The sequence below is a fragment of the Natronomonas halophila genome (assembly GCF_013391085.1).
GTDB classification, from domain to species: domain Archaea; phylum Halobacteriota; class Halobacteria; order Halobacteriales; family Haloarculaceae; genus Natronomonas; species Natronomonas halophila.
This window is the reverse complement of the sequence record NZ_CP058334.1, coordinates 3,081,597-3,106,490: the sequence shown is the minus strand read 5'-3', so window position 1 is coordinate 3,106,490 and position 24,894 is coordinate 3,081,597. Positions and strand designations below refer to the sequence as shown.

Below are 24,894 nucleotides of genomic sequence, written 5' to 3'. Positions count from 1 at the left end.
CTGCGCGGCGGTCCCTGATAAGGGTCAGGCCGAATCCGGAGCGGCATCCTCGTCGCCGTCGTGTCTGGGTAACGTAAGGAGGACCGTGGTGCCGTCCTCGTCGACGTCGAAACTGAGGTCGCCGCCGTAGGATTCGGTGAGCCATTTGACCAGCCACAGACCGATGCCCTGTGCGTGGTCGAGTTGCGTTATCTCCCGCTCGCCGAGGACGCGCTCGCGGTCGGGGGCCGGAATCCCGGGGCCGTTGTCGCTGACCGCGAGGGTGACGTACTTCTCGGAACTCGCACTCGGTCGAAGGTCGAACTCGACACGTGGGGTCTCGGCGTCGGCGTAGGTGACGGCGTTATCGACCAGTTCGCGAAGGACGCGAGCGAGCGTCGAATCGGCCCGGACGTGACACTCCCCGGAGAGAGTAGAGACGATGTCGGCGTTCGCGTGGGCCGTGGCGGCGTCGGTCCGAACGTCCTCGACGAGGTCGACGAGGTCGATGCCGTGACTGGTGGTCGTCGACCGCTGGCCGACGATACGGGCCATCTCGTTTGCCTTCTCGGCCAACTCCGAGAGGGACGTCGCCGTCGATTCGATGGTTTCGGCGCGTTCCGCCAGCACCTCGTCTTCGAGGTCGTCCGCGAGGACGTCCGCGAACCCGATGATGATGCTGAGGTCGTTGCGGAGATTGTGCCGGAGGATGCGATTGACGACCTTCAGGTACTGTTCGCGCTCGGCGCGTTCGGTGATATCGGTGTAGATGGTGAACGCGCGGTCGCCCTCGCCCGTCTGGTATTCGAACCCGCGGAGGAGGAACCGTCGATATCCGTCGGTGGTGTTGCGCCGTACTTCGGTGACGACCGATCCCTCGTGTCGGATTTCGGCGCCGAGGTTCAGGCTCTCCTCGTGGGCCTCCTCGGGAACGATGAGGTCGGTGACACGCCGGTCTATCGCCGCCGGTTCCGAGTAGCCGAACACCGACTCGAAGGCCGGATTGACCGCCCGGATAACGTCGCCGCCGTCGCTGGATTCCGTGATGACGACGGGGTCCGGGATGTGCTCGAAGAGATAGCGGAACCGGTCGCGTTCGGCGGCGAGTTCGGCTTTCGTCTCCGCGAGGTCCGACCGGTCGTGGATGACGCCCACGAGGCCGCGATAGTCCGTCGACTGGGAGAGCAACGACAGTTCGATATCGACGGGGACGGCATCGCCGTCCGCCGTCAGCAACTCCGTTTTGATGATTCGGCTCGATTCGCCGGGTTCGGACCGGAGTTCGTCGAGGGCCTCGTAGCCCGCCTGCACCGCGTCGGCGTCGAGCAAGGCCGTGGCGGACTTCCCGCGCAGTTCCTCGCGGTCGTAGCCGAACCGTTCGGCCAGCGGTTCGGTGAGCAACTCGATTGTCGCCTCCTCGCCGATGACGAAGACCATCTGGCGGACCGTCTCGTGGATGGCCTTATATCGGCGGAGCGACGCCTCCCGCTTTTCGCGGGCGATTTCGTGGCCGAGCCACTCGACCAGCAGTTCGATGAACGTCCGCTCGACGTCCGTAAACGCCAGCGCACGCGGGTCTTCGTCGGCGAAACAGAGCGTCCCGTAGAGTTCGTTGCCGATGGTTATGCGCCCGCCGAGATAGCAACTGAGGCCCGACTGCTCGTAGACGGGGTTGCCGCTCCAGCCCTCGGCCTCAGCGTCGCGGACGCCGAAGAGGCTCTCCGACTGGACGGTGTAATGGCAGTAGGTCGTCGAAAGGTCGACCGGGCCCTGTTCGGCGAGGTCCTCGTTTCCCCGGACGTGGGTAATCGTGTGGGTCTCGTCTTCGATTTGGGAGATGAAGCCGATATCCAGATCGAGGAAATCCCGCCCGAGGTCGAGCAGTTCGTCCACCTTGTCCTCGAAGGTCGCGTCGTCGCTGGCGGCGATGTGGGTGAGTTCCGCGATGGCGTTTCGGTCGTACGGCAGCGCCGGCGACTCCCGCTTGTCGGCCAGGGCGCGAACCCGGTCGCCGAGGGTCATGTCGTCGCGCCGTAACCGTTCCAGCGAAACGTACTCGGTCACGCCGTGCCGCGTCGCCTCGATAGCCACGTCGCCGTCGGTTCGGTCGGTATACAGCAGAAACGGGACGGACTCGTTTCGCTCGCGGACGGCCTGAAGCACGTCGAGGCCCGTCTCCCCCCGTCTACCGGCACTATCGAGGTCGTAGCCGCTGACGATACAGTCGACATCGCCCGCGTCGAGGCGCCGGAGCACCTCGCGGGACGAATCGACCCGCTCGGCATCGATACGGCCGCCACCCAACCCGACCTCGCCGCTGGCGACGTGGACTGCACGAAGCGTCATTTTACTAAAGTAACCACCGTGGTCGACATATACTTTCGTCCCGGGGCGCCACCCATCAACCGAGGTATGGGTTTTTGATGACGCCGGGCGAGGACGTCGATATGTCCCTGCTGATTTACGGCGCCTACGGATACACCGGGGAACTCATCGCCGAGGAAGCCGTCGACCGCGGCGTCGATACCGTCGTCGCCGGCCGTGACGAGGTCCGAACCGACCACCTCGCCGCCCGCCTCGACGTGCCGGGCCGTAGTTTCGAGGTCGATGAGGCCGACGAGCATCTCGACGACGTCGAAGTCCTGCTAAACTGCGCGGGCCCGTTCGTCGAGACCTACGAACCGCTCGTGGAGGCGTGTCTGGAGACCGGCACCCACTACCTCGACATCACGGGCGAACTGTCGGTCTTCGAGGCCATCGCCGAACGCGACCGCGAGGCCGAGAAAGCCGGCATCTGCCTGCTTCCCGGCGTCGGTTTCGACGTGGTGCCGACCGACTGTCTGGCGGGCCACCTCCACGACCGCCTGCCCGAGGCCGACGAACTCCGACTCGGCTTCGACCCGTCGGGAACCATCTCGAAGGGGACCCTCGCCTCGGTCATCGAACACATGGACGAGGGCGGGAAGGTTCGCCGCGATGGCCGCATCGTCGACGTGCCGACCGCCCACGAGCGCCGGCAAATCGATTTCGGCCGCGGGAAGCGCAACGCCGTCACTATCCCCTGGGGCGACGTCTCGACAGCCTACTACACCACCGGCATCGAGAACATCGAAGTATTCACCGCCGTCCCACCGCTGGTCGGGTCGAGCATGAAACTCAGTCGGTTTACCGCGCCCGTTCTCGGCCTCCCGCCGGTCAAGAAGACGCTCCAGACGCTCGCGAAGACGTTCGTCGATGGCCCCAGCGAGCGCCAGCGCGAGGAAGGTGCCTGCTACGTCTGGGGCGAGGCGACCGACGGCGAGACGACCGTAACCTCGCGGGTGAAGACGCCCGAGACCTACGCGCTGACGGTCGATTCGGCGACGACGGCCGCCGAGCGCGTGCTGGCCGACGGGCCGGTCGGCTTCGAGACGCCCGCCGCGGCCTTCGGCCCCGAGTTCGTCCTCGACCTCGACGGCGTCGAGGGCTTCTTCGACGAGTAGCGAGTCGACCGATTCGGTCGCGGCTCACGCCGTTCGCCGCTCCCAGTCGAGTATCTCGCTACGCTCCGCCCCTCACTGCCCCCGAACCTCTTCGACACGCGCAGGAAAAGGCATACATCCGACGCCCGCCGAACGACGGTATGGACCGCCGGCCGCTCGTCGCCATCCTCGTTGCCCTCCTCGTCGTCGGCCTGTTCGCGCCGCCGGCCGTCGCCACCACCAGCGCGCCCGAGGAGGGGAATAGCCTCACCGTTCCCACGGGCTTCGAGTTGCCCGAAATCGACCGCTATCGCTCCGTAGTCGTCTCATCCGGCCTCTTGCGAGCCGACACCGAGGGTATCCTCAACCAACGCACCCGAGCGGCGGTGTACGAGGCGATTCGGGAGTCGCCGGGGGCGACGCTGTCGGCGCTCGCCGATGCAGTCGGCGTGACGAAATCGACCGTCAGGTACCACGTCGACGTGCTCCGGGACGCCGGCCTCGTCGAGGCCGTCGAAGTCGGCGGCGCCCTTCGCGTCGCGCCGGCCGAGATGGACGCCGACATCGCGGCCGCGACGAGTGCCGAACCGACCAACGCGGTTCTCGAAGCCGTCGCCGAAACCGAGCCTGCGTCCGTTCGAGCGGTCGCTGAGGTAACCGGCCGGGCGCCCTCAACGGTGTCCTATCACCTCTCGACGCTGGCCGACCGTGGTCTCGTCGAGCGGGAACGGGCAGGGGAGGCCGTACTGACGCGGCTGACGCCCGAAACGCGTGACGCGCTGTCGTCGCCCGTCGTGGCGGCCGACGACTGACGGCTATTCTCGCGCCCAGCCTTTCGCGCGTTCGACGGCCTCACTCCAGCGCTCGTAGCGGTCCTCGATATCCTCGCTGGGGGTCGGTTCGAACTCCCGGTCGACGCGCCAGTTCTCGCGGAGTTCGTCGACGCTCTCCCAGTAGTCGACCGCGAGGCCGGCGGCGTAGGCCGCGCCGAGGGCCGTCGTCTCGTCGACGACCGGCCGGACGATGTCGCTTTCGAGGATGTCCGCCTGCAACCCACAGAGGAAGTTGTTCTTGACGGCGCCGCCGTCGACCCGGAGGTCGGTGAGTTCGAGGCCGCTGTCCTCGACCATCGCCTCGACGACGTCGCGGGTCTGGTAGGCGATGGCCTCCAGCGTCGCTCGGACGATGTGGGCGCGTTCGGTCCCGCGGGTCAGGCCGACCATCGTCCCGCGTGCGCGCTGGTCCCAGTGTGGCGCGCCGAGGCCGGTGAAGGCGGGCACGAAGTAGACGCCGTCGGTCGAATCCACCTCCCGAGCCAGTCGCTCGGTTTCCGCGGCATCGTCGATGAGGTCGACGTCTTCGAGCCAGCCGATGGCTGCACCAGTGACGAAAATCGACCCCTCCAGCGCGTACTGGACGGGTTCGCCGGAGCGCTGGAAGGCCACCGTCGTCAGGAGGCCGTGGTCCGAATCGACGGCCTCCTCGCCGGTGTTGAGGAGGAGGAACGAACCGGTGCCGTAGGTGTTCTTGGCGTCGCCGGCATCGAAGCAGGTCTGTCCGAAGAGGGCCGCCTGCTGGTCGCCGAGCGCGGCGGTCACGGGGATTTCGGCACCGAAGGTGTCGTGGTCGGTGTAGCCGTATATTTCGGCATCGCTGGAGGGTCTGACTTCGGGAAGGACGGCCTCGGGAACGTCGAACTCCGCGAGCAGGTCCTCGTCCCACGCCATCTCGTGGATGTCAAAAAGCAGGGTCCGGGAGGCGTTGGTCACGTCGGTGACGTGCTCGCCGGTGAGGTTCCAGATGAGCCACGAGTCGATGGTGCCGAAACACAGGTCACCGGCCTCGGCCCGCTCGCGGACGTCGGCACCGCGGCCGCGGTCGGGTGCAATAGGGTCCGCGTTGTCCAGCAGCCACTCCAGTTTCGTCGCCGAGAAGTAGGCGTCCGGTTGGAGGCCGGTCTTTCGGCGGATGGCCGCCGCCCGGCCCTCCTCGCGGAGTCGTTCGACGCGTTCGGTCGTTCGGCGGTCCTGCCAGACGATGGCGTCGTGGACCGGGTCGCCCGTTTCGGCATCCCAGAGGACCGTCGTTTCCCGCTGGTTCGTTACGCCGAGGGCCGCGATTTCGGCGGGGTCGACGCCGGCGACATCGATAGCTTCCTGCAGGGTCGCAACGGCGTTATCGTAGATCTCCTCGGGGTCGTGTTCGACCCAGCCCGGTTCCGGATAGCGCTGCTCGTGGGTCTCGTAGGCCTGCCCGTGGACCCGCCCTTCGCGGTCGAAGACCATGCTTCGGGTGCCCGTCGTCCCCTGGTCGATAGCCGCGACGTATGCCATACCGGCGAGGCGGCCGCCGGGGGCAAATAAGTGACTCGCGAGCACGAGCGACCAAGGTTTAAGCGCGGGCCGGGTGGTAGGGTAGCCATGCCCAGGGCGGACAAGGACCTGCTCGGTGCGCCGGACCGAGACAGGATACGGCAGGCCGTCCACGATTCGGCGGCCGTCGAGGTGGCGACGGCGACCGGCCGCCGGCCACAGACGTTCCCGTTGAGTCCCTTCTACGACGAGTCGACCGACCGGGTCGTCGTCACCTCCGCGCCCGCCTTCGCCGGCAAAATCGAGGCAGTCAAGGAGAACCCACGGCTCTCGCTGCTGTTCTACGACGCCGACGACCCATTTCTGCTCCGCGGCCGGGCAACCGTCCGAGACGACGACCTCGAAGCCAACACCGAATACCTTCAGGAACTCATCGCCGCCGAACCGCCCTCCCCGAAAAGGGACGCCTTCACGAAAACCAGCGGGACGCTCGATTCCCGTCTCGGCCGGTTCCTGTTCGGGTGGTATGCCCTCCGAATCCTCGTCGAAATCGAACCGGTTGCTATCGAATCGGTCTCCGGGGACGCCTGTGCGTTACCAGCGTGGCCCGCATACGACGTCGATGCGGCGGAGGCCGCTTCCTACGACCGCGTGACGCTCACCGCCGTCGACGAGGCCGGATGGCCACGCACCGACGCCGTTCACGGAGTCGATGTCGACGGCGAAACCGCCCGCCTCGACGTGCCGCTGTCGGTCGAGGACGGCCAACCAGCCTGTCTGCTCGCCCACTGGCACACACCAGGGCTGGATAAGCTCGGCCAACGGCTCTTCCGTGGGCGCGTCCGTTCCGCTGAGGGACGAGTAGCCTTCGACCCCGCGAGTACCTTCTCGATGCGCAACGAGACGCTACTGGACCGACTGAAGTTCATCGTGCAGGGAAAACGGCGCACGCGGGCGTACTTCGCGGACCGCGAGGGGTGAGGGATTACTCGATGAGTTCGGAGCTTTCGATGTGTTCCCGGGAGAGTTCGACGTATCGGTCGCCGGCATAGGCCCACGGTGAGTCTTCGACTTCCTTGATTTTCTCGGCGGGATTACCGGCATAGAGCGTGTTCGGCTCGATTTCCGAGTCCTCGGTCACGAGGCTGTTGGCCCCGACCATCGCTTCCTCACCGACGACGGTGCGGTCCAGTACGGTCGCGCCCATCCCGACCAGCGCACGCTCGCCGACCTCGGAGTTGTGGACGATTGCGGTGTGGCCGACCGTCGCGTAGGGGCCGATCTCGGCGCCCTCGTGGAGGACGGAGTTGTCCTGGACGTTCGAGCCTTCTCGGAGGACGATGGGACCGTGGTCCCCACGCAGGGTGACGTTCGGCCAGACGCTGGCGTCCTTCTCGATAGTCACGTCGCCGATGACGACGGCCGCCGGGTCGACGTAGGCGTCTTCGTGGACGTCGGGTTCGACGCCGTCGAAACTTCGGAGCATACCGTCGGCCAATCGCGGGGACGTGTTAAACGTACGCGCTCCGGCGGTCGCTTCCGACCCTCGTTGAAGCGTTCGAACCTCGGGGCCATACCGTCAGTCCGGAGTGGATGTTCGTCAACTTCCGGACCGCGCGCGAGGTGGGAAAGTACTAGATTCTAAACTCAGATTCGGAAAATAACTGTCACACGATTATTTAAACACGGCTTCGAGGCAGTTCTGTACCCAATTGTAGGAGGATGTATTAAGACATACTAGGCGCTCACGTCGTGCGGTTTCCAGTACCGTCGACGAGGATGCGTATTTCAACCCCCGTGCAACATCTGTCTCAAGGACAGTTTTAAATACCTGGCAGGGCGTCCAATCGAATGCTATGACACAGCACGAGGATACGTCGACTTCGTCGGCGGATCGAGTTCTTCCAGGGCACGCTAGATAGTACCTCAGAGATAAGTGAGGCCCGGATTTTCGACACGACCCTGCGCGACGGCGAACAGTCCCCGCGAACCTCGTTCGACTACGAGGACAAACGAGAGATAGCCGCAATCCTCGATGACATGGGCACGCACGTCATCGAGGCCGGCTTCCCCGTGAACTCCGAGGCGGAGTTCGAAGCGGTATCGGATATCGCCGACGCGACATCTACGACCGTCTGCGGGCTCGCCCGCGTCGTAGAGAAGGACATCGACGCCGCCATCGATTCCGGCGTCGAAATGATCCACGTGTTCGCGTCCACGAGCGACGTCCAACTGCAGGATTCGATGCACGCCACCCGGCAGGAGGCGCTGGAGCGGTCCGTCGAGGCCGTCGAGCGCGTCAAAGACGCCGGCGTTACCTGCATGTACTCGCCGATGGACGCCACGCGAACGGATGAACAGTTTTTGATTGACGTTATCGAGGCCGTCTCCGACGCCGGGACGGACTGGATCAACATCCCCGACACCTGCGGTGTCGCCACCCCCCGACGGTTCTACGACATGGTGGAGAACGTCTGTGCGCACACGGACGCGTACGTCGACGTTCACACCCACGACGACTTCGGGTTGGCGTCGGCCAACGCGCTGTCGGGCTTCGAGGCCGGCGCCGCACAGGCGCAGGTTTCGGTCAACGGTATCGGCGAACGAGCCGGCAACGCGGCCTACGAGGAGGTCGTCATGTCGCTGGAGTCGCTCTACGACGTCGACACGGGCATTAAGACCGAACGCATCACGGAACTGGCCCGCATCGTCGAGGAGAAAAGCGACATCCCGATTCCGGCGAACAAGCCCATCGTGGGAGACAACGCCTTCTCCCACGAGTCGGGCATCCACGCCGCCGGCGTCATCGAGAACGCCGACACCTTCGAACCCGGCGTCATGACGCCGGAGATGGTCGGCGCGACCCGAGAGCTGGTGTTGGGCAAACACACCGGCAAACACTCGGTCCGCGAGCGACTGGAGGACGCCGGCTTCGAGCCGACCGACGCCGAAGTCCGCGAGGTGACCCGCCGCGTCAAGGAGCAAGGCGCCCAGAAGGAGCAGGTCACCTTCGAGCGGCTCAAGGAGTTCGCCCGCGACGTAGGCATCAAACGCGAGGAGGTTCGCGTATAGGGATGTCCGTCGCGGCAGTTCGCTCCCCGTCCCAGCGGCGGGTGAACGCGAGCGGCAAGGCTCGCGGAACGCGGAACCATTATTACCGTCCACGTCACTACCATCGTAGTGATGAGGCCTTCGACCGCTGGCCGGCGCACGCCCGCGCTTCTCGCCAGCGTCGCGATTATTGTAGGGGCCTAGCCCCTACACTACCTTTCTCTCCACCGCGGTTCGCATCGTTTCCAGACAACCAGACTGACAGGACCATGTACACACAGCACTCCAATCGACGGTATCGCACGGCGGGTGGGTCGCCATGAGCGGCGAACCGGCCCAGGTCCCTTCGGACTCCGACGCGGACGCCGAGACGGGACCCAAGGACATCGAGACGGGCGCGGACGCAGTCGTGCGCGCGCTCGAGAACGCAGGCGTTGAGCACCTCTTCGGGGTGCAGGGCGGCGCTATCATGCCGGTTTACGACGCCCTGTACGACTCCGAGATGACACACATCACGATGGGCCACGAGCAGGGCGCGGCCCACGCCGCCGACGCCTACGGCATCGTCTCCGGCGAGCCGGGCGTCTGTATGGCCACTTCCGGGCCGGGCGCGACCAACCTCGTGACGGGATTGGCCGACTCCAACATGGACTCGGACCCCGTCATCGCACTGACGGGCCAGGTGTCGACGGATTTCGTCGGCAGCGACGCCTTCCAGGAGACCGACACCGTCGGCGTCACCACCCCCATCACGAAGGCCAACTTCTTCGCCGACGATTCCGAGGCAGTCGGCACCGACGTCGGCACCGCCTTCGCGCTCGCGAAACGTGGCCGGCAGGGCCCGACGCTCGTCGACCTGCCGAAGGACGTGACGAAAGGCGAGGCAAGCGAGGACCCCGGCGAACCCCAGACCCCGAGTACGTACAACCCGCCGGAGACGGCCGAGCCCGAATCCGTCTCCGAGGCGGCCGACGTGCTGGCACAGGCCGACAAGCCCGTCATTCTGGCGGGCGGCGGCGTCATCAAGGCCGAGGCCAGCGAGGAACTGCGCGAGTTCGCGACGGAACACGAGATTCCGGTCATCACGACGATGCCCGGCATCGGCGCGTTCCCCGAGGACCACGACCTCGCCTTAGAGATGGCCGGCATGCACGGCACTGGCTACGCCAACATGGCCATCACGCTGACCGACTGTATGCTGGCTATCGGGACGCGCTTCGACGACCGCCTGACCGGCGGCGTCGAAACCTTCGCCCCCGACGCGGAGGTCATCCACGTCGACATCGACCCCGCGGAGATTTCGAAGAACGTCGAGGCCGATTACCCGCTGGTCGGCGACGCGAAGGCCGTCGTCAAACAACTGTCGACGGCGATGCCGCACGCGCCGGAGGCAGACAGTTGGCGCGAGCAGGTCCAGGAGTGGAAAGCCGAGTACCCGATGGACTACTCGGCGCCCGAGGACGAACCGGTCAAGCCGCAGTACATCGTCGAGCGCTTCGACGAGGAGACGGCCGACGACGCCATCGTCACGACCGGCGTCGGTCAACACCAGATGTGGGCCTGCCAGTACTGGACCTACAAGGAACCGCGCACGTGGGTGTCCTCCCACGGCCTCGGCGCGATGGGCTACGGCGTGCCCTCCGCCATCGGCGCGAAAATCGCGGCGCCCGACCAGGAGGTCGTCTGCTTCGACGGCGACGGCTCCTTCTTGATGACGTGTCAGGGGCTGTCGGTTGCCGTCCGTGAAGACCTGGATATCACCATCGTCGTGCTGAACAACGCTGCCATCGGCATGGTCCGCCAGTGGCAGGACGCCTTCTTCGGCGAGCGACACATGGCTTCGGAGTACCCGTGGGTGCCGGACTTCGACACCCTCGCGGAGGCCTTCGGCGCACGCGGCTTCCGCATCGACACCTACGAGGAGGTCGACGAAGTCGTCGAAGAAGCCCTCGCGTACGACGGCCCGAGCGTCGTCGACGCGCACATCGACCCCGGCGAGAACGTCTATCCGATGGTGCCGAGCGGCGGCGACAACGGCCTGTTCGCCCTCGCGGAGGACCAGCTATGAGCCGACGCGACGAGGACCGCCGACAGGGCCTGGAAGGCCCCGAACCCGAGGAGCGAAAGCGGCCGGTCGGCCGCCGGAACTCTCAGGGTATCCGCGTCGACCCCGAGGTCGAGGCGGAACACGAGCCCCGCCGGACCATCATCTCCGCGTACGTCGAGAACGAACCCGGCGTCTTGGCTCGCGTCTCCGGGCTGTTCCACCGCCGCCAGTTCAACATCGAATCGCTGACCGTCGGCCCGACCCAGAACGAGGGCTACTCCCGTATCACCCTCGTCATCGAGGAACCCGAACCGGGCATCGACCAGGCGAAAAAACAACTCGAGAAAGTGCTGCCGGTCGTCCACGTTCGCGAACTGGACAACAAGCCGGTGGCCCGCGAACTGGTCATTCTGAAGGTCAACGGTGACGAGCCGGACAAGGTTCAGGCCATCACGGAGATGTACGACGGACAGACGCTGGACGCCGGGCCCCGGACCGTGACGGTCCAGATTACCGGCGACGAGAGCAAGATCGACGACGCCATCGACGCCTACGAGCAGTTCGGTATCCGGGAAATCGCCCGGACCGGGCAGGCAGCACTGGCACGTGGCGAAGAGGAAACCGCACGCGTTGACGAGACCCATACATGACTGACGCGACTATCTACTACGACGACGACGCCGACAGCACCGCACTCGACGACAAGACCGTAGCCGTTCTCGGTTACGGGAGTCAGGGCCACGCCCACGCACAGAACCTCGACGATTCCGGGGTCGACGTGGTCGTCGGCCTGCGCGAGGATTCCTCTTCGCGAGACGCCGCCGAATCCGATGGCCTCGACGTGGCGACGCCCCGCAACGCCGCCGAGCAGGCCGACCTCGTGAGCGTGCTGGTCCCCGACACCGTCCAGCCCGCCGTCTACGAGGAGATTGCACCCGTCCTCGAACCGGGCGACACGCTGCAGTTCGCCCACGGGTTCAACATCCACTACGGACAGATCGAACCGAGCGAGGACGTCAACGTCACGATGGTCGCGCCGAAGTCGCCGGGGCACCTCGTCCGCCGCAACTACGAGAACGACGAGGGGACCCCCGGCCTGCTGGCGGTCTATCAGGACGCCAACGGCGAGGCCCACGACGTCGGCCTCGCCTACGCGAAGGCCATCGGCTGTACCCGCGCGGGCGTCGTCGAGACGACGTTCCGCGAGGAGACCGAAACCGACCTCTTCGGCGAGCAGGCCGTCCTCTGTGGCGGCGTCACCTCGCTGGTCAAGCAGGGCTACGAGACGCTCGTCGAGGCCGGTTACTCCCGCGAGATGGCCTACTTCGAGTGCCTGAACGAACTGAAACTGATTGTCGACCTCATGTACGAGGGCGGCAACAGCGAGATGTGGGACTCCGTCTCCGACACCGCCGAATACGGCGGGCTGACCCGCGGCGACCGCGTGGTCGACGAGCACGCCCGCGAGCAGATGGAGGAGGTTCTCGAAGAGGTCCAGAACGGCGAGTTCGCCCGCGAGTGGATCAACGAGAACCAGGCGGGCCGCCCGAGCTACAAACAGCTTCGAGAAGCCGAGAAGAACCACGACATCGAGGACGTGGGCGAGGACCTGCGCGCGCTGTTCGCGTGGGGTGAGGAATAGATGGGAAACAACGGTGCGAACGATTCCGAGGACATGACAGAAGACACACTGGGCGAAATGAGCCACACCAACCCCTACACGGGGCGGGTGTTCGGCGACACACAGACGTATAGCCGCGGACGAACCATCGCCGCCGACGGCGGTGAGGCGAACGTAGTAAGCCGATCCTCGTCGGACTCGTCCGACGGCGGTGAGGCTGACAGCGCCCCCGAGGCGGAGACGCTGGGCGATGTAAGCCACACGCCGCCGGGCGAAAACGACGGCGCACAGCGCGCCTACGACCGTGGAGCAGACCGATGAGCAAGGGCACGCTCTACGACAAGGTCTGGGACCGACACAAGGTCACGACGCTGCCGAACGGGCAGGACCAGCTGTTCGTCGGGCTTCACCTCATCCACGAGGTCACCAGCCCGCAGGCCTTCGGGATGCTCCGGGAACGCGACATCGAAGTCGCCCGTCCGGACCTGACCCACGCGACGGTCGACCACATCGTCCCGACCGCCGACCAGTCGCGGCCGCTGGACAACGACGCCGCCGAGGAGATGATGGCGGAACTCGAGGAGAACGTCCGCGAGGCCGGCATCGAACTGGACGACCCGACGACGGGCAACCAGGGCATCGTCCACGTCATCGGGCCGGAGCAGGGCATCACCCAGCCCGGCAAGACCATCGTCTGCGGTGACAGCCACACCTCCACCCACGGCGCCTTCGGCGCGCTGGCGTTCGGTATCGGCACCTCCCAGATTCGGGACGTGCTGGCGACCCAGACGGTCGCGATGGAGAAAAAGAAGGTCCGCAAAATCGAGGTCACCGGCGAACTCGGTGAGGGCGTCACCGCCAAGGACATCATCCTGACCATCATCCGCCGCCTGGGCACCGAGGGCGGCGTCGGCTACGTCTACGAGTACGCCGGCGAGGCCATCGAGAACCTCGGGATGGAAGGTCGGATGTCCATCTGTAACATGTCCATCGAGGGCGGCGCTCGCGCGGGCTACGTCAACCCCGACGAGACCACCTACGAGTGGCTGAAGGGGACGGACGAATTCGAGGACGACCCCGAGCGCTTCGAGGAACTGAAGCCCTACTGGGAGTCCATCAAGTCCGACGAGAACGCCGAATACGACGACGTCGTCACCATCGACGGCTCCGAAATCGAACCCGTCGTCACGTGGGGGACCACCCCCGGCCAGGGTATCGGCATCACCGAGGAGATTCCCGCACCGGAGGACCTCCGCGAGGACAAACAGGACACCGCCCGTCGCGCACAGGAACACATGCGCGTCGAACCCGGCGAGACGATGGAGGGCTACAACATCGACGTGGCTTTCCTCGGTTCCTGTACGAACGCCCGACTGCCCGACCTACGAGCAGCGGCGGAAATCGTCAAGGACCGCGAGGTTCATGATTCGGTCCGCGCGATGGTCGTCCCCGGTAGCCAGCGCGTCAAGGCCGCCGCCGAAGCCGAAGGCCTCGACGAGGTGTTCAAGGAAGCCGGCTTCGACTGGCGCGAGGCCGGCTGTTCGATGTGTCTCGGCATGAACGACGACCAACTGGTCGGCGACGAGGCGTGTGCCTCCTCGTCGAACCGAAACTTCGTCGGCCGGCAAGGTTCGAAGGACGGCCGGACCGTCCTGATGAGCCCCGAGATGGTCGCCGCCGCGGCGGTCACCGGCGAAGTGACGGACGTGCGTGAACTGCCGAAGGCGGAGGTGGAGGCATAATGGCCGACGAAACCGAGATCCCCAGCGTCGAACACGTCGAAGGGACCGGCATTCCGGTCCGCGGCAACGACATCGACACCGACCAGATCATCCCGGCGCGCTTCATGAAGGTCGTCACCTTCGACGGCCTCGGGGAGTTCGCCTTCTTCGACCAGCGGTTCGACGACGAGGACAACGAGAAGGACCACCCGTTCAACGAGGAGCAGTATCAGGACGCCAACGTCCTGGTCGTCAACTCCAACTTCGGCTGTGGCTCCTCCCGTGAACACGCCCCGCAGGCGCTGGTCCGCTGGGGTATCGATGCCATCATCGGCGAGTCCTTCGCCGAGATTTTCGCGGGTAACTGTCTCGCGCTGGGTGTGCCGACCGTCACTGCCGACACCGAGACCATCCGCGAACTGCAGGACTACGTCGAGAAGTACCCCGACAGCGAAATCGAAATCGACGTCGAAGCGGAGACGGTCTCCTACGACGACCGTGTCGTCGAAGTCGACGTCGACGACGCCCAGCGGAAGGCGCTGGTCGACGGCATCTGGGACACGACGGCCCTGATGAAATCCAACACCGAGGCCATCGCCGACACCGCCGCGTCGCTGCCGTACATCGAGGACCCCGAAGCGCGGAAGGGACACGCCGATGACTGAGACGGTACTGGTCGTCCCCGGCGACGGCATCGGCCAGGAAGTCGTCCCCGCAGCCGTCGAGGTACTCGACGCCGTCGCCGACTTCGAGTTCGTCGAGGCCGAGGCCGGCGACCACGTCAAGGAGGAGACCGGCGAGGCACTGCCGGAGGAAACGCGCCGACTGGCGACCGAGGCCGATGCGACGCTGTTCGGCGCTGCCGGCGAGACGGCCGCCGATGTCATACTGCCGCTGCGGCAGGCGGTCGATTCCTTCGCGAACATCCGGCCGGCCCGAGCCTATCCCGGCGTCGACGCGCTGCGGCCCGAGACGGACCTCGTGTTCGTCCGGGAGAACACCGAAGGCGTCTACAAGGGCATCGAGTCGGAAATCGACGAGGGTGTGACGACACTCACCCGCGTCATCACCGACCGCGCCTCGCGGAAGATCGCCGATTACGGCTTCGAATACGCAGACGAGAACGGCTACGACGACGTCACGGTTGCCCACAAGGCCAACGTGATGCGGACGACCGACGGCCAGTTCCTCGATTCGGTCGAGGCGGTCGCCGAGGAACGCGGCGCCGACTACGAGGAAGCGCTGATGGACGCGCTGGCGATGCATCTCCTCCTGACTCCGGAGGAGTACGGCGTCGTCATCTGTCCGAACCTCGCGGGCGACATGCTCTCGGACCTCGCAGCCGGCCTCGTCGGCGGCCTCGGCCTGCTGCCGAGCGCCAACGTCGGCGAGGACAACGCGCTGTTCGAGCCGGTCCACGGCTCCGCGCCGGACATCGCCGGACAGGGAGTCGCAAATCCCGCGGCGACGATTCTGTCCGGGGCGATGCTACTGGAGCATCTCGGTTACGGCGAGGAAGCAGCGAACGTCCGCAGTTCCGTCGAGTCGGTCCTCGCGGACGGTCCGCGAACGCCGGACCTCGGTGGCTCGGCGTCGACGGAAGACGTTACGGCGGCCATCGTCGACCGGCTGTAACGGCCCCTATTCCTCCGTCGCTTCCGCAGCGGCGGTCCGTACTTCGTGCCAGCGGCCGTTTTCTTCGAGGTGGGCCTGAAGCTCCTGAGCGTAGGCCGTCACCAGTCGCTCGGCGGCCTCGATTTTCTCCTCGTCGGGGCCGTCGTCGCTTTTCTTGCCGTTGCTACTGAGTCCGAGCGTCCCGAGCAACGAATCGATGAGGCCACCGCCGGACCCGCTGTTGTCATCGGCGGGCATGCCCATCGGCCCCATGTTGGCGACGTTCTCCAGTTCGGGGATAATCGCCGGCAGTTCGGAGGTGTCGGCGACGAGCCGAGCGCTCTCCTCGTCGTCGGGATTCTCGATATCGAAGGAGGTGGCCGTCATGATGAGGCCCCACTCCTGTCGGGAGAACTGGGACTGCTCGACGCGGCGGCTGAACTCGTTGTCGACGGCCATCCGGTCGCCGACCAGCATATCCTGCCAATCACTCATACCCCGGCGTAGGGACTGGGGGGGCTTATATGGCGTGGCGAGCAGGCGGGCCACCGGCCCGACCATCCGAACCCCGCGCTCCCGCCTCGGCGGATGGCCGGCAACTGGTCAGCGCATGGGCCGTCTGGCTGCGTGCTGGTATATAAACGGCTGGTCGGTGAGGCGTCGAACGGCGAAAAAGGCGAGACGTCGTTAGTAGGACCGAACCTTCGGTTCGTATTCCTTCTCTTCGCCTTCGAGGATGACGGGCTTGTAGTAGAGGTCGGGCGTGCCGTCGTTCCAGGCGATCATCGTGTGCTTGAGCCACTCGTCGTCCTTCCGCTCCTGGTGTTCCTGCCGCCAGTGGGCGCCACGGAACTCGTTGCGGGCGAGTGCGCCGAGGGTGATGGTCTCGGCGACGTCGATGAGGTTGCGCGTCTCGATGGTGTGGATGAGGTCGGTGTTGAACGTCCGGGAGGGGTCCGATACCGCGACGTGCTGGTAGCGCTCGCGGCATTCCCGGATGGTTTCAAGGGCGTCCTTGAGGCTCTCCTTGTTGCGGAAGACGTTGACGTTCTCGGTCATCGCCTTCTGGAGGTCCTCGCGGATTTCGGCGTGGTTCGTGCCCTCGCGTTCGAGGAGGTCGTCGATACGGCGCTGTTCGGCGTCGACGGCGGCCTGAACGACGTTTTCGGCGTCGACCATCGCACCGTCGGCCGCGACGTCCTCGTCGCTCGTGCCGACGGCGCCGGGTTCGACGGGCGTATCGAGGCTGTCCTCGTCCTCGCTCTTGGCGGATGGGCCGGTCGGGACTTCGGCCTCGCCGAGGTCCTTGCCGGCGGCGTGGCGGCCGGCGCGGGCCCCGAAGACGATGAGTTCCGGCAGCGCGTTGCCGCCGAGGCGGTTCGAGCCGTGGACCGACGCACAGGCACACTCGCCGGCCGCATAGAGGCCGTCGATGCAGGTCTGACCGTGCTCGTTGGTCTCGATGCCGCCCATGTGGTAGTGCTGGCCGGGCTTGACGGGCATCGGTTCCTCGGCGGGGTCGACGCCTTCGAAGTCCTCCGCGAGGTGGATGATGTTCTCCAGTCGGTCGTAAATACGCTCCTCGCCGAGGTGGCGCATGTCGAGGTAGACGTACTCGTCGTTGATGCCGCGGCCGTTGTTGACCTCGGTCAGTTCCGCGCGGGCGACGACGTCACGCGAGGCGAGTTCGCCGGCGTTGTTCGCGTAGCCGTATTCGAACATGAATCGCTCACCCTCGCTGTTGTAGAGGATGCCACCTTCGCCACGGACACCCTCGGAGATGAGGACGCCCGTACTCGGGAGCGTGGTGGGGTGGAACTGGACGAACTCCATGTCCTCGACGGGGACGCCGGCGCGGTAGGCCATCGCGGCCCCGTCGCCGGTGTTGGCGACGGCGTTGGTCGTGTGGTCGAAGACCTGCCCGTCGCCACCGGTGGCGAGGACGACGCCGTTGCGGGCCTGGAAGCCGACGATTTCGCCGCCCTTGATGTCGTAGGCGACGACGCCGTGACACTCCCGTTCGGTGGGGTCGTCGTGGTCGGTGACCGCGAGCTGGGAGACGTAGTATTCGTCGTAGACCTGAATGCCCCGTTTGACGACCTGCTCGTACATCGTATGCAGCAGGTGGTGGCCGGTTTCGGCACCGGCGTAGGTGGTTCGCGGGAAGGAGAGACCACCGAAGGGTCGCTGGGAGACGCGGCCATCGTCCTCACGGGAGAACGGCATCCCCCAGTGTTCGAGTTGGATGACCTCGTCGGGAGCGTCCTGGGCGAGTGTTTCGATGGCGGGGGCGTCACCGAGGTAGTCGGACCCCTTCATCGTGTCGTACGCGTGGAGTTCCCAGTCGTCGCCGTCGCGGAGGGCGGCGTTGATGCCGCCTTCCGCAGCGCCGGTGTGGGAACGGACCGGATGCAACTTCGTGACCATGGCGACGTCGGCGCCTTCCTCGTGGGCCGCGATGGCCGCACGGAGACCGGCACCGCCGGCGCCGACCACGATCACGTCGTGTTCGTGTATCGTCATTGTCTGTAGTTAGTATTTGAAAGTCTTTAGCGTACGGTTACCAGAACTTGAGGTTGCTCTTGACGGCTTCCCGCTTGAGTTCCTGAATGTGCTCGGTCAGCGGGATGTCCTTCGGACAGACCTCGGTACAGGAGAACTGGGTCTGACATCGCCAGACGCCGTGTTCCTGCTCGATGATGTTGAGGCGGTGTTCCTTCATGTCCTCGCCTTCCCGCTTGTCCATCGCGAAGCGGTAGGCCTTGTTAATCGCGGCGGGGCCGAGATACTCGTTGTCGCCCGCAGCGATGTTACAGGAGGACATACACGCGCTACACCAGATACAGCGCGTGGACATCTTGACCTTCTCGCGGTTCTCGCGGGACTGTCGCTGTTCCTCGTCGGCCGCGGGGAGGTCGTTAGTCTGGAAGTACGGTTCGACGGCCTCCATCTGGTCGTAGAAGTGCTCCATGTCGACGACGAGGTCCTTGACGACATCGGAGTGCGGAAGCGGTTCGATACGGACGGGCCACTCGAGTTCGGACATCTGGGTCTTACAGCCGAGGCGCTGCGAGCCGTTGATAAAGAGGGCGTCCGAGCCACAGATGGCCTGTCGGCAGGAGTGACGGAAGGTGAGGCTGGAGTCGAAGTGGTCCCGCGCGTAGATGAGCGCGTCCAGCACCGTCATCCCCTTCGTGAAGGGGACACGGAAGGTGTCGAAGCGCGGGTCCTTCTTGCCCTCGACCTCTGGGTCATAGCGGAAGACCTTGATTTTCACCGTCTCCTCGGTGTCGTCAAGTTCCTCCTCGGCGCGTTCACGCATGTCGGCGCGTTCGCGCTTTTCAGCCATTCGGCGCTCCTGATGGTCGGTTTCGGTCTCCGGTTCCGTCTCGGTTTCTTGTTCGGTGACTTGCGTACTCATGGTCAGACGAGGTTGGTCATGGCGGCTGCGACGCGGAAGCCCTGTGCGATGAGGACGAGGCTCGCGACGACGAGTAGCCATTTGACGGCGGTTTTCGGGGTCCCGTCGAGACCCTGATTGACGAGGGCGTTGTAGACGCCGTTGACGCCGTGGAACGTGGCCGCGATGAGGAACAGCACCATCGTCAGGAAGTAGCCGACCTGACTCATCCGGGCCTGCGTTCCGGCGAAGGTGATTTCGGCTGCGTGGTTGACGAAGTGCAGCATCAGGAAGTGATACGCCAGCACGGCCACGAGGAAGGCGGCCGTAATCCGCTGGAGCAGCCAGCCTGTGCCGTTCCGGTCGAACGAGGAGTAGTGTTCCGCCATCTTAGAGACCTCCGAGGAACGTGGGGATACTCGCGACCGTAATGGCCGCCGAGATGATTAGTGCAGCGTAGAACGCCTTGTCCTGTGCCTCTAGCCCGACACCGAGGTCGACGAAGAGCAGGCGGACGCCGTTGAGGATGTGGAACACGGCGACGGCAAGCAGTCCGACCTCGAGGATACGAACAATCAGGAAGCTCTCGAGGTTCTGCAGCGTCGTCGTGTACATCCCGGCATCCACCGTGGCGGTACTCAACACGGCGATGTGTGTAAACAGGTAGCCGATGAGCACCCAGCCGGTGAACTTGTGGAAAACCCAAGCCCACATGCCGGCGGAGAACTCCTGCCACCGCCCGAAGTCCTCTATCAGACCTCGGTCGTACGATTGACTCATGCACAGGAGAGTCAGTACCCCGCCGGTATAGTAGTAACTATCTGCGAACGTGTCACAGGCACGAAGCGGCGGGATTTACCGGGGGACGACGGGCGAACGGATGCACGGACGTTTCGGAGCGGCTTATAAAATCCCGCGACTGCCGAGGCGCTCCCGAGCGGACGCGGTGTGAGGGGGATTTAAGAACGGTCGCCGGTCTGCTGGCCGCGAATCGCCCGCATCGTCACCTCGTCGAGCGCGACGAGATGACACAGGGGGTTACCGGGATACACCAGCGGGTTTTCGAGGACGCCGACGAGCAGGCCGGTGAAAGGCGCCTCCACGACGGTCGTATCCGTCTTAAAGGGGTTCGTGATGGTACAGACGATGTCGCCTTCCTCGACGAGCGACCCCCGGTCGTGGTGCATCTCGACGAGGCCGCCGGCGTCGGCCCGCAGCCACGTCTTCTCCTCGGAGCCGTTGATGACGGTTCGCCAGCCCGGCCACTTGACGGTATTCGTCTCCTGCATGCCGAACTCCGCCATCACCGACAGCACACCCTCCAGTGCTTTGTCGATGAGCGCGCGCTGGAAGCGGTGGGCCTCGCCGAGTTCGACGGTGATGGTCGGCGTGCCCGCCTCGCTGGCTTCCCGGCGGAGCGACCCGCTGGGACCCGCGCTGGAGATGATGACGTTCGAAGCGAAGGCGTGTGCGACCCGTGAGACCGACTCGTCGTCGGTGTCGGCACGGACATGGAGCATGTTCGTCCGGCCGCGCGTCGACGTGTGGAAATCCAGCCCGATGTCGCAGGGGTCGATGAAGTTGCGGAACAGGCGGTCGGCGATGCGTTTCGCGCTCGTTCCCGAGTCGTTGCCGGGAAACGAGCGGTTGAGGTCGCGGTCGTAGATGGGGAGGTACCGTTCCTGTGCGATGAAGGCGGGCACGTTGAGGACGGGCAGACAGACGAGCGTACCGGCTAGTTTCTCGTGGTCCCACTCGTGGGCGACCTCACGGACGATTTCGATACCGTTCAACTCGTCGCCGTGTGCCGCCGCCGAGAGGAACATCGTCGGGCCGTCGCGTTCGCCGTTGACGATGGTGACCGGCACGCGGACCGGGTCACCCATATACGTCTCGCTGACCGTATAGCGGACGTTGGCCGTCTCTCCGGGAGCGACCGACCCGCCGTCGTAGGTGAATGCCTCGCCCATAGCAGTGGGTCATGAGATGGATACATAAGGCCCTGCCCCATGACGACTGCCGTCACGGCGGGGCGGTGGCATCTGTGAACACAGCCTCCAGTAGCGTTTTGGTCGAACCCATCGCAATAGGAGTATGTCTTCCGATATTACTGTCGGCGTGTTGAGCCTTCACAGTTCCAAGGAATCGAAGGCCATCCTCAACGCCGCCGACGCCCTCGGCTACGATACCGAGTGGCTCCGGGCGGAGAACACCTCCATCGGCATCGAGGACGGGGAAGTAACCCTCGAACCCGACGTGGACATCGTCGTCAACCGGCTGCTGCTCTCGAAGGAAGAACAGCCCGCGGAGGCGCTCGGTCTCGCGACGATGCTCGACCGGATGGTGCCCATGCTGAACACGCCGACCACGACGATGACGGCCATCCACAAGTTCGCCAGCGGGACGGCCCTCGCGGAGGCCGGCGTGCCCGTCCCGGACGCGTTCATGGCGCTTTCGGCGGACACGCTCAACGCCAACCGCGACCGCTTCGCCGACGAGGTCGTCTACAAGACGGCCATCGGCACCCACGGCGGCGGTACCTGGAAACTCGACACCGACGACCAGATCAATCCGATGGTCGGCTCCCGACAGGCGTTCTTACAGGAACTCATCGAACACGACGAGAAACGGCATCACGACCTCCGTATCTACGTCGTCGGCGAGCAGGTCGTCGGCGCGATGAACCGCTACGCCGCCGAAGGCGAATGGCGGACCAACGTCGCACTGGGCGGCGAAGTCGAGGACGCCACCGAGAACCTGCCCGAGGAAGTCATCACGATGGCCAAGCGCGCCGCCGACGTCATCGGCCTCGATTACGCCGGCGTCGACATCGTGCAGGGTGAGGACGGCTACTACGTCCTCGAAGTCAACCCGACCGCCGGGTTCCGCGGCCTTTATAAGGCAACCGGCCGCTCGCCGGCCCCGCACATCGCCGCCCTCGCCATCGAGCGAGCGGGCGGGGACGTCGAGCGCGAGCGCGTCCGCGAACTCACGGCGAACCTCGACGACTCCCGGCCGGCGTGTATGCCAAAAAAACAGAAGGTTCAGGCCGGCGAACCACTCATTATCGGCTACATCGAGGAAGTCGTCGTCATGGGGACGACCGGCCAGAAGAGCGTCCTCGCGAAATCCGACACCGGCGCGACGCGGACGAGCATCGACGCCCGCCTCGCCGCCGATATCGGAACCGGCCCAATCAAGGACATCGTGAAAATCAAATCGGGCAGCGTCAAGAAGGGCAAATCCCGGCCCGTCGTCGACGTCGTCGTCGGTATCGGCGGCCGACAGCACACCGTCACCGCCAGCGTCGAGGACCGCAGCCACATGGAGTATCCCCTCCTGCTCGGCCGTGACATCCTCGGTGACTACCACGTCGACGTGCGCAAGCAGGCCGACGAGGACGAACCGGCGGCCATCGGCGCCGACGCGACGCTCGAAGAATAACCGGCGGACCCAAGTGGGGCGCTCCGACCCTGCTCCTTTTGAGGGCGCCGCCCGACTCAGCGAGTATGCAAACCGTTGTTCTCGCCGCGGGCCAGGGGACCCGTATGCGGCCCCTGACCGAGACCGTCCCGAAGCCGATGCTCCCCGTCGCCGACCGGCCGCTGTGTGCCCACACGGCCGACGCGGCCGTCGAGGCCGGCGCCTCCGAACTCGTCTTCGTCGTCGGCTACGAGGCCGACGCGGTCAAGTCCTACTTCGGCGCCGAATACCGGGGCGTCCCCGTCTCCTATGCGGCCCAGGAGGAACAACTCGGCACCGCCCACGCCGTCCGGGCGGCCCGCAAGCACCTCGACGAGGCCTTCGCCGTCCTCAACGGCGACAACCTCTATGACCCGGCGGGCGTCGCGGAACTGTTCGAGTCTGCCCCTGCAATCGGTGCCATCGAGGTCGAGGACCCGCGGAACTACGGCGTCCTCTCAGCGGACGAGGGCGGCACTCGGGTAACGAAAATCGTCGAGAAACCCGCAGAGCCACCGTCGAACCTCGCCAACGCGGGCGCCTACGCCTTCCCGGCGGAAGCGCGCGACTGGCTGGATGTCGAAAAGAGCGAGCGCGGCGAATACGAAATCACCGACGTCGTCGCCCGCGTCATCGAGGAATACGACGTGTCGCCCGTGACCCTCTCGCGGTGGCTCGACGTCGGCCGGCCGTGGGAACTGCTGGAAGCAAACGAATGGAAACTCGGCGACCTCGACCGGCGCATCGACGGCGACGTGCGTGGCGACGCCGAACTCCGCGGCGACGTGGTCATCGAGGAGGGCGCTGTCGTCGAACCCGGCGTCGTCGTCGAAGGGCCGGCGCTGATTCGCTCGGGCGCCGACGTCGGACCGAACGCCTACGTCCGCGGCGCGACGCTCATCGGCGAGGACTGCCACGTCGGCCACGGCGTCGAACTCAAAAACTCCGTGCTGATGGCGGGGGCGAACGTCCCCCATCTCTCCTACGTCGGCGATAGCCTGCTCGGCACCGACGTCAACCTCGGGGCGGGCACGCAGGTGGCCAATCTCCGGCACGACGAGGGCGACGTCAAACAGACCGTCAAGGGCGAGCGCGTCTCGACGGGCCGCCGGAAATACGGCGTCGTCGCCGGGCCGCGCGCCAAGACCGGCATCAACACCAGCCTCGCGCCCGGCGTAGTGCTGTCGGAAAACGCGACGACGAACCCGGGCGAATCCGTCGACCGGGACCGCTGACCTTACCAACCTTCTACGAACGCGACACCTCCGTCGTCGTGGTCCTCAAATGATACCTTCGCGGGAACGCGGGCGGATTTAAGGGTCCTGCCTCGAATGAGGGGGACATGACGCTCAGCAAGCCCGACCTCTCGGGACAGACTGCGTTCATCACGGGCACGACCCGTGGCATCGGGAAGGCAATCGCGCTCGCGCTCGCCGAGCAGGGCTGTAACATCGTCTCGACCGGCAAAACCAGCGAGAACGACGACTACGGCGAGGACAAGGACCTCGAAGGCACCATCGAGCAGACCGCCCGCGAATGCGAGGAGAAGGGCGTCGAGGCGCTGCCCATCCAGTTGAACGTCCGCGACGAGGACAACGTCGAGGCCGCAGTTCAGGAGGCCATCGACCACTTCGGCGAGGTCAACATCGTCATCAACAACGCCAGCGCTATCCAGATTGCGAACGTCGAGGACCTGCCGGCCAACCGCTTCGACCTGTTGACGGACGTCAACGTCCGCGGCACGTATCTGGTCTCGCGGGCCTTCCTCGACCACCTCAAGGAGGTCGACAACGCGTGGCTGCTGACGAACGCCCCGCCCGTGAACGTCGACCGAGCGCCGGGCGAGGCGCCCTACGCGTGGTCGAAGATGGGCATGTCGTTCCTGACGCTGTCGCTGGATACGGAACTCAGCGGCCACGGTGTCGGCTGTAATTCCTTCTGGCCCGTCACGGCCATCGACACCCGCGCGACGCGGTACTTCGGGATGGGGACCGAAGACGACTGGCGAACCCCAGAAATCGTCTCGGATACCGTCCTCGAAATCCTCTCGCGGGACCCCACCTCGTATTCGGGCAACGCCGTCTACGACGAGGAACTCCTGCGGGAATGCGGCGTCGAGGACTTCTCACAGTACAACCTCACCGAGGGTGACCCGGCGCCGATGTCCGCCCAGATGTTCGACCCCGACTACGAGCGGCCGGAGTAGACGAGTCCTGCCGCGGCGGC

General features: G+C 65.5%; 23 protein-coding genes. 14 read left to right on the top strand and 9 right to left on the bottom strand.

The window, feature by feature from the left end:
- Positions 1-24 precede the first annotated feature (24 nt).
- Positions 25-2,325 (bottom strand): PAS domain S-box protein, encoded by a 2,301-nt coding sequence (locus HWV23_RS16440; protein ID WP_178291461.1) that lies wholly within the window; start codon positions 2,323-2,325, stop codon positions 25-27.
- A 77-nt stretch (positions 2,326-2,402) separates the two neighbouring features.
- On the opposite strand from HWV23_RS16440, the gene HWV23_RS16435 reads away from it, so the two are divergent.
- On the top strand, positions 2,403-3,461 hold the full coding sequence (locus HWV23_RS16435) for a saccharopine dehydrogenase family protein (RefSeq protein WP_246282708.1): 1,059 nt from the start codon (positions 2,403-2,405) through the stop codon (positions 3,459-3,461).
- A gap of 140 nt (positions 3,462-3,601) precedes the next feature.
- Positions 3,602-4,252, top strand: a complete 651-nt coding sequence (locus HWV23_RS16430) for a winged helix-turn-helix transcriptional regulator (protein WP_178291460.1) — start codon at positions 3,602-3,604, stop codon at positions 4,250-4,252.
- Between the two features lie 3 nt (positions 4,253-4,255).
- On the opposite strand, the gene glpK is transcribed toward HWV23_RS16430, so the two are convergent.
- Positions 4,256-5,773, bottom strand: a complete 1,518-nt coding sequence (gene glpK / locus HWV23_RS16425) for a glycerol kinase GlpK (protein WP_178291459.1) — start codon at positions 5,771-5,773, stop codon at positions 4,256-4,258.
- A gap of 87 nt (positions 5,774-5,860) precedes the next feature.
- Here glpK and HWV23_RS16420 point away from each other — a divergent pair, with 87 nt between their 5' ends.
- Entirely contained in the window at positions 5,861-6,733 is an 873-nt protein-coding gene (locus tag HWV23_RS16420) for a pyridoxamine 5'-phosphate oxidase family protein (RefSeq protein WP_178291458.1), read from the top strand.
- 4 nt (positions 6,734-6,737) lie between these two features.
- Here the strand turns inward: HWV23_RS16420 and HWV23_RS16415 are convergent, their stop codons facing one another.
- Positions 6,738-7,238, bottom strand: coding sequence for a gamma carbonic anhydrase family protein (locus HWV23_RS16415; RefSeq protein WP_178291457.1), 501 nt, complete (start codon positions 7,236-7,238; stop codon positions 6,738-6,740).
- Positions 7,239-7,624: 386 nt separating this feature from the next.
- Here HWV23_RS16415 and HWV23_RS16410 point away from each other — a divergent pair, with 386 nt between their 5' ends.
- The 8 genes from HWV23_RS16410 (at position 7,625) to HWV23_RS16375 (ending at position 15,827) form a co-directional block, all read left to right on the top strand.
- Positions 7,625-8,824 carry a LeuA family protein gene (locus HWV23_RS16410; RefSeq protein WP_178291699.1) on the top strand — a complete coding sequence of 400 codons (1,200 nt, stop codon included), beginning with the start codon at positions 7,625-7,627 and terminating at the stop codon, positions 8,822-8,824.
- A 298-nt stretch (positions 8,825-9,122) separates the two neighbouring features.
- Complete coding sequence (gene ilvB, locus HWV23_RS16405; RefSeq protein WP_178291456.1) at positions 9,123-10,871, top strand: biosynthetic-type acetolactate synthase large subunit; 1,749 nt, start codon at positions 9,123-9,125, stop codon at positions 10,869-10,871.
- Complete coding sequence (gene ilvN / locus HWV23_RS16400; RefSeq protein ID WP_178291455.1) at positions 10,868-11,500, top strand: acetolactate synthase small subunit; 633 nt, start codon at positions 10,868-10,870, stop codon at positions 11,498-11,500. Before ilvB ends, ilvN begins: the two co-directional genes overlap by 4 nt.
- Positions 11,497-12,492 (top strand): ketol-acid reductoisomerase, encoded by a 996-nt coding sequence (gene ilvC, locus HWV23_RS16395; RefSeq protein WP_178291454.1) that lies wholly within the window; start codon positions 11,497-11,499, stop codon positions 12,490-12,492. Before ilvN ends, ilvC begins: the two co-directional genes overlap by 4 nt.
- Before the next feature lie 33 nt (positions 12,493-12,525).
- Positions 12,526-12,792, top strand: coding sequence for a DUF7989 family protein (locus tag HWV23_RS16390; RefSeq protein ID WP_178291453.1), 267 nt, complete (start codon positions 12,526-12,528; stop codon positions 12,790-12,792).
- Positions 12,789-14,213: a 3-isopropylmalate dehydratase large subunit gene (gene leuC, locus HWV23_RS16385; protein WP_178291452.1), complete on the top strand. Its 1,425-nt coding sequence runs from the start codon at positions 12,789-12,791 to the stop codon at positions 14,211-14,213. Before HWV23_RS16390 ends, leuC begins: the two co-directional genes overlap by 4 nt.
- Complete coding sequence (leuD, locus tag HWV23_RS16380; RefSeq protein ID WP_178291451.1) at positions 14,213-14,857, top strand: 3-isopropylmalate dehydratase small subunit; 645 nt, start codon at positions 14,213-14,215, stop codon at positions 14,855-14,857. The genes leuC and leuD overlap by 1 nt, the downstream gene beginning before the upstream one ends.
- On the top strand, positions 14,850-15,827 hold the full coding sequence (locus HWV23_RS16375) for an isocitrate/isopropylmalate family dehydrogenase (RefSeq protein WP_178291450.1): 978 nt from the start codon (positions 14,850-14,852) through the stop codon (positions 15,825-15,827). The genes leuD and HWV23_RS16375 overlap by 8 nt, the downstream gene beginning before the upstream one ends.
- Positions 15,828-15,833: 6 nt before the next feature.
- On the opposite strand, the gene HWV23_RS16370 is transcribed toward HWV23_RS16375, so the two are convergent.
- From HWV23_RS16370 to HWV23_RS16345, 6 genes are all read right to left on the bottom strand, one after another.
- Positions 15,834-16,301 carry a DUF5799 family protein gene (locus tag HWV23_RS16370; RefSeq protein ID WP_178291449.1) on the bottom strand — a complete coding sequence of 156 codons (468 nt, stop codon included), beginning with the start codon at positions 16,299-16,301 and terminating at the stop codon, positions 15,834-15,836.
- A gap of 192 nt (positions 16,302-16,493) precedes the next feature.
- On the bottom strand, positions 16,494-18,323 hold the full coding sequence (locus tag HWV23_RS16365; RefSeq protein ID WP_178291698.1) for an FAD-binding protein: 1,830 nt from the start codon (positions 18,321-18,323) through the stop codon (positions 16,494-16,496).
- Between the two features lie 43 nt (positions 18,324-18,366).
- Positions 18,367-19,227 carry a succinate dehydrogenase/fumarate reductase iron-sulfur subunit gene (locus tag HWV23_RS16360; RefSeq protein ID WP_178291448.1) on the bottom strand — a complete coding sequence of 287 codons (861 nt, stop codon included), beginning with the start codon at positions 19,225-19,227 and terminating at the stop codon, positions 18,367-18,369.
- 2 nt (positions 19,228-19,229) lie between these two features.
- Positions 19,230-19,595, bottom strand: a complete 366-nt coding sequence (locus HWV23_RS16355; RefSeq protein ID WP_178291447.1) for a succinate dehydrogenase hydrophobic membrane anchor subunit — start codon at positions 19,593-19,595, stop codon at positions 19,230-19,232.
- A 1-nt stretch (position 19,596) separates the two neighbouring features.
- Positions 19,597-19,986 (bottom strand): succinate dehydrogenase, cytochrome b556 subunit, encoded by a 390-nt coding sequence (gene sdhC / locus HWV23_RS16350; RefSeq protein ID WP_178291446.1) that lies wholly within the window; start codon positions 19,984-19,986, stop codon positions 19,597-19,599.
- 179 nt (positions 19,987-20,165) lie between these two features.
- On the bottom strand, positions 20,166-21,176 hold the full coding sequence (locus HWV23_RS16345) for a succinylglutamate desuccinylase/aspartoacylase family protein (RefSeq protein WP_178291445.1): 1,011 nt from the start codon (positions 21,174-21,176) through the stop codon (positions 20,166-20,168).
- Positions 21,177-21,300: 124 nt separating this feature from the next.
- On the opposite strand from HWV23_RS16345, the gene HWV23_RS16340 reads away from it, so the two are divergent.
- The 3 genes from HWV23_RS16340 (at position 21,301) to HWV23_RS16330 (ending at position 24,874) form a co-directional block, all read left to right on the top strand.
- Positions 21,301-22,650, top strand: coding sequence for a RimK family alpha-L-glutamate ligase (locus HWV23_RS16340; protein ID WP_178291444.1), 1,350 nt, complete (start codon positions 21,301-21,303; stop codon positions 22,648-22,650).
- Positions 22,651-22,715: 65 nt separating this feature from the next.
- Complete coding sequence (glmU, locus tag HWV23_RS16335) at positions 22,716-23,903, top strand: bifunctional sugar-1-phosphate nucleotidylyltransferase/acetyltransferase (RefSeq protein ID WP_178291443.1); 1,188 nt, start codon at positions 22,716-22,718, stop codon at positions 23,901-23,903.
- 107 nt (positions 23,904-24,010) lie between these two features.
- A complete protein-coding gene (locus HWV23_RS16330) occupies positions 24,011-24,874 on the top strand; it encodes an SDR family oxidoreductase (protein WP_178291442.1) in 864 nt (287 codons plus the stop codon).
- Positions 24,875-24,894 lie beyond the last annotated feature (20 nt).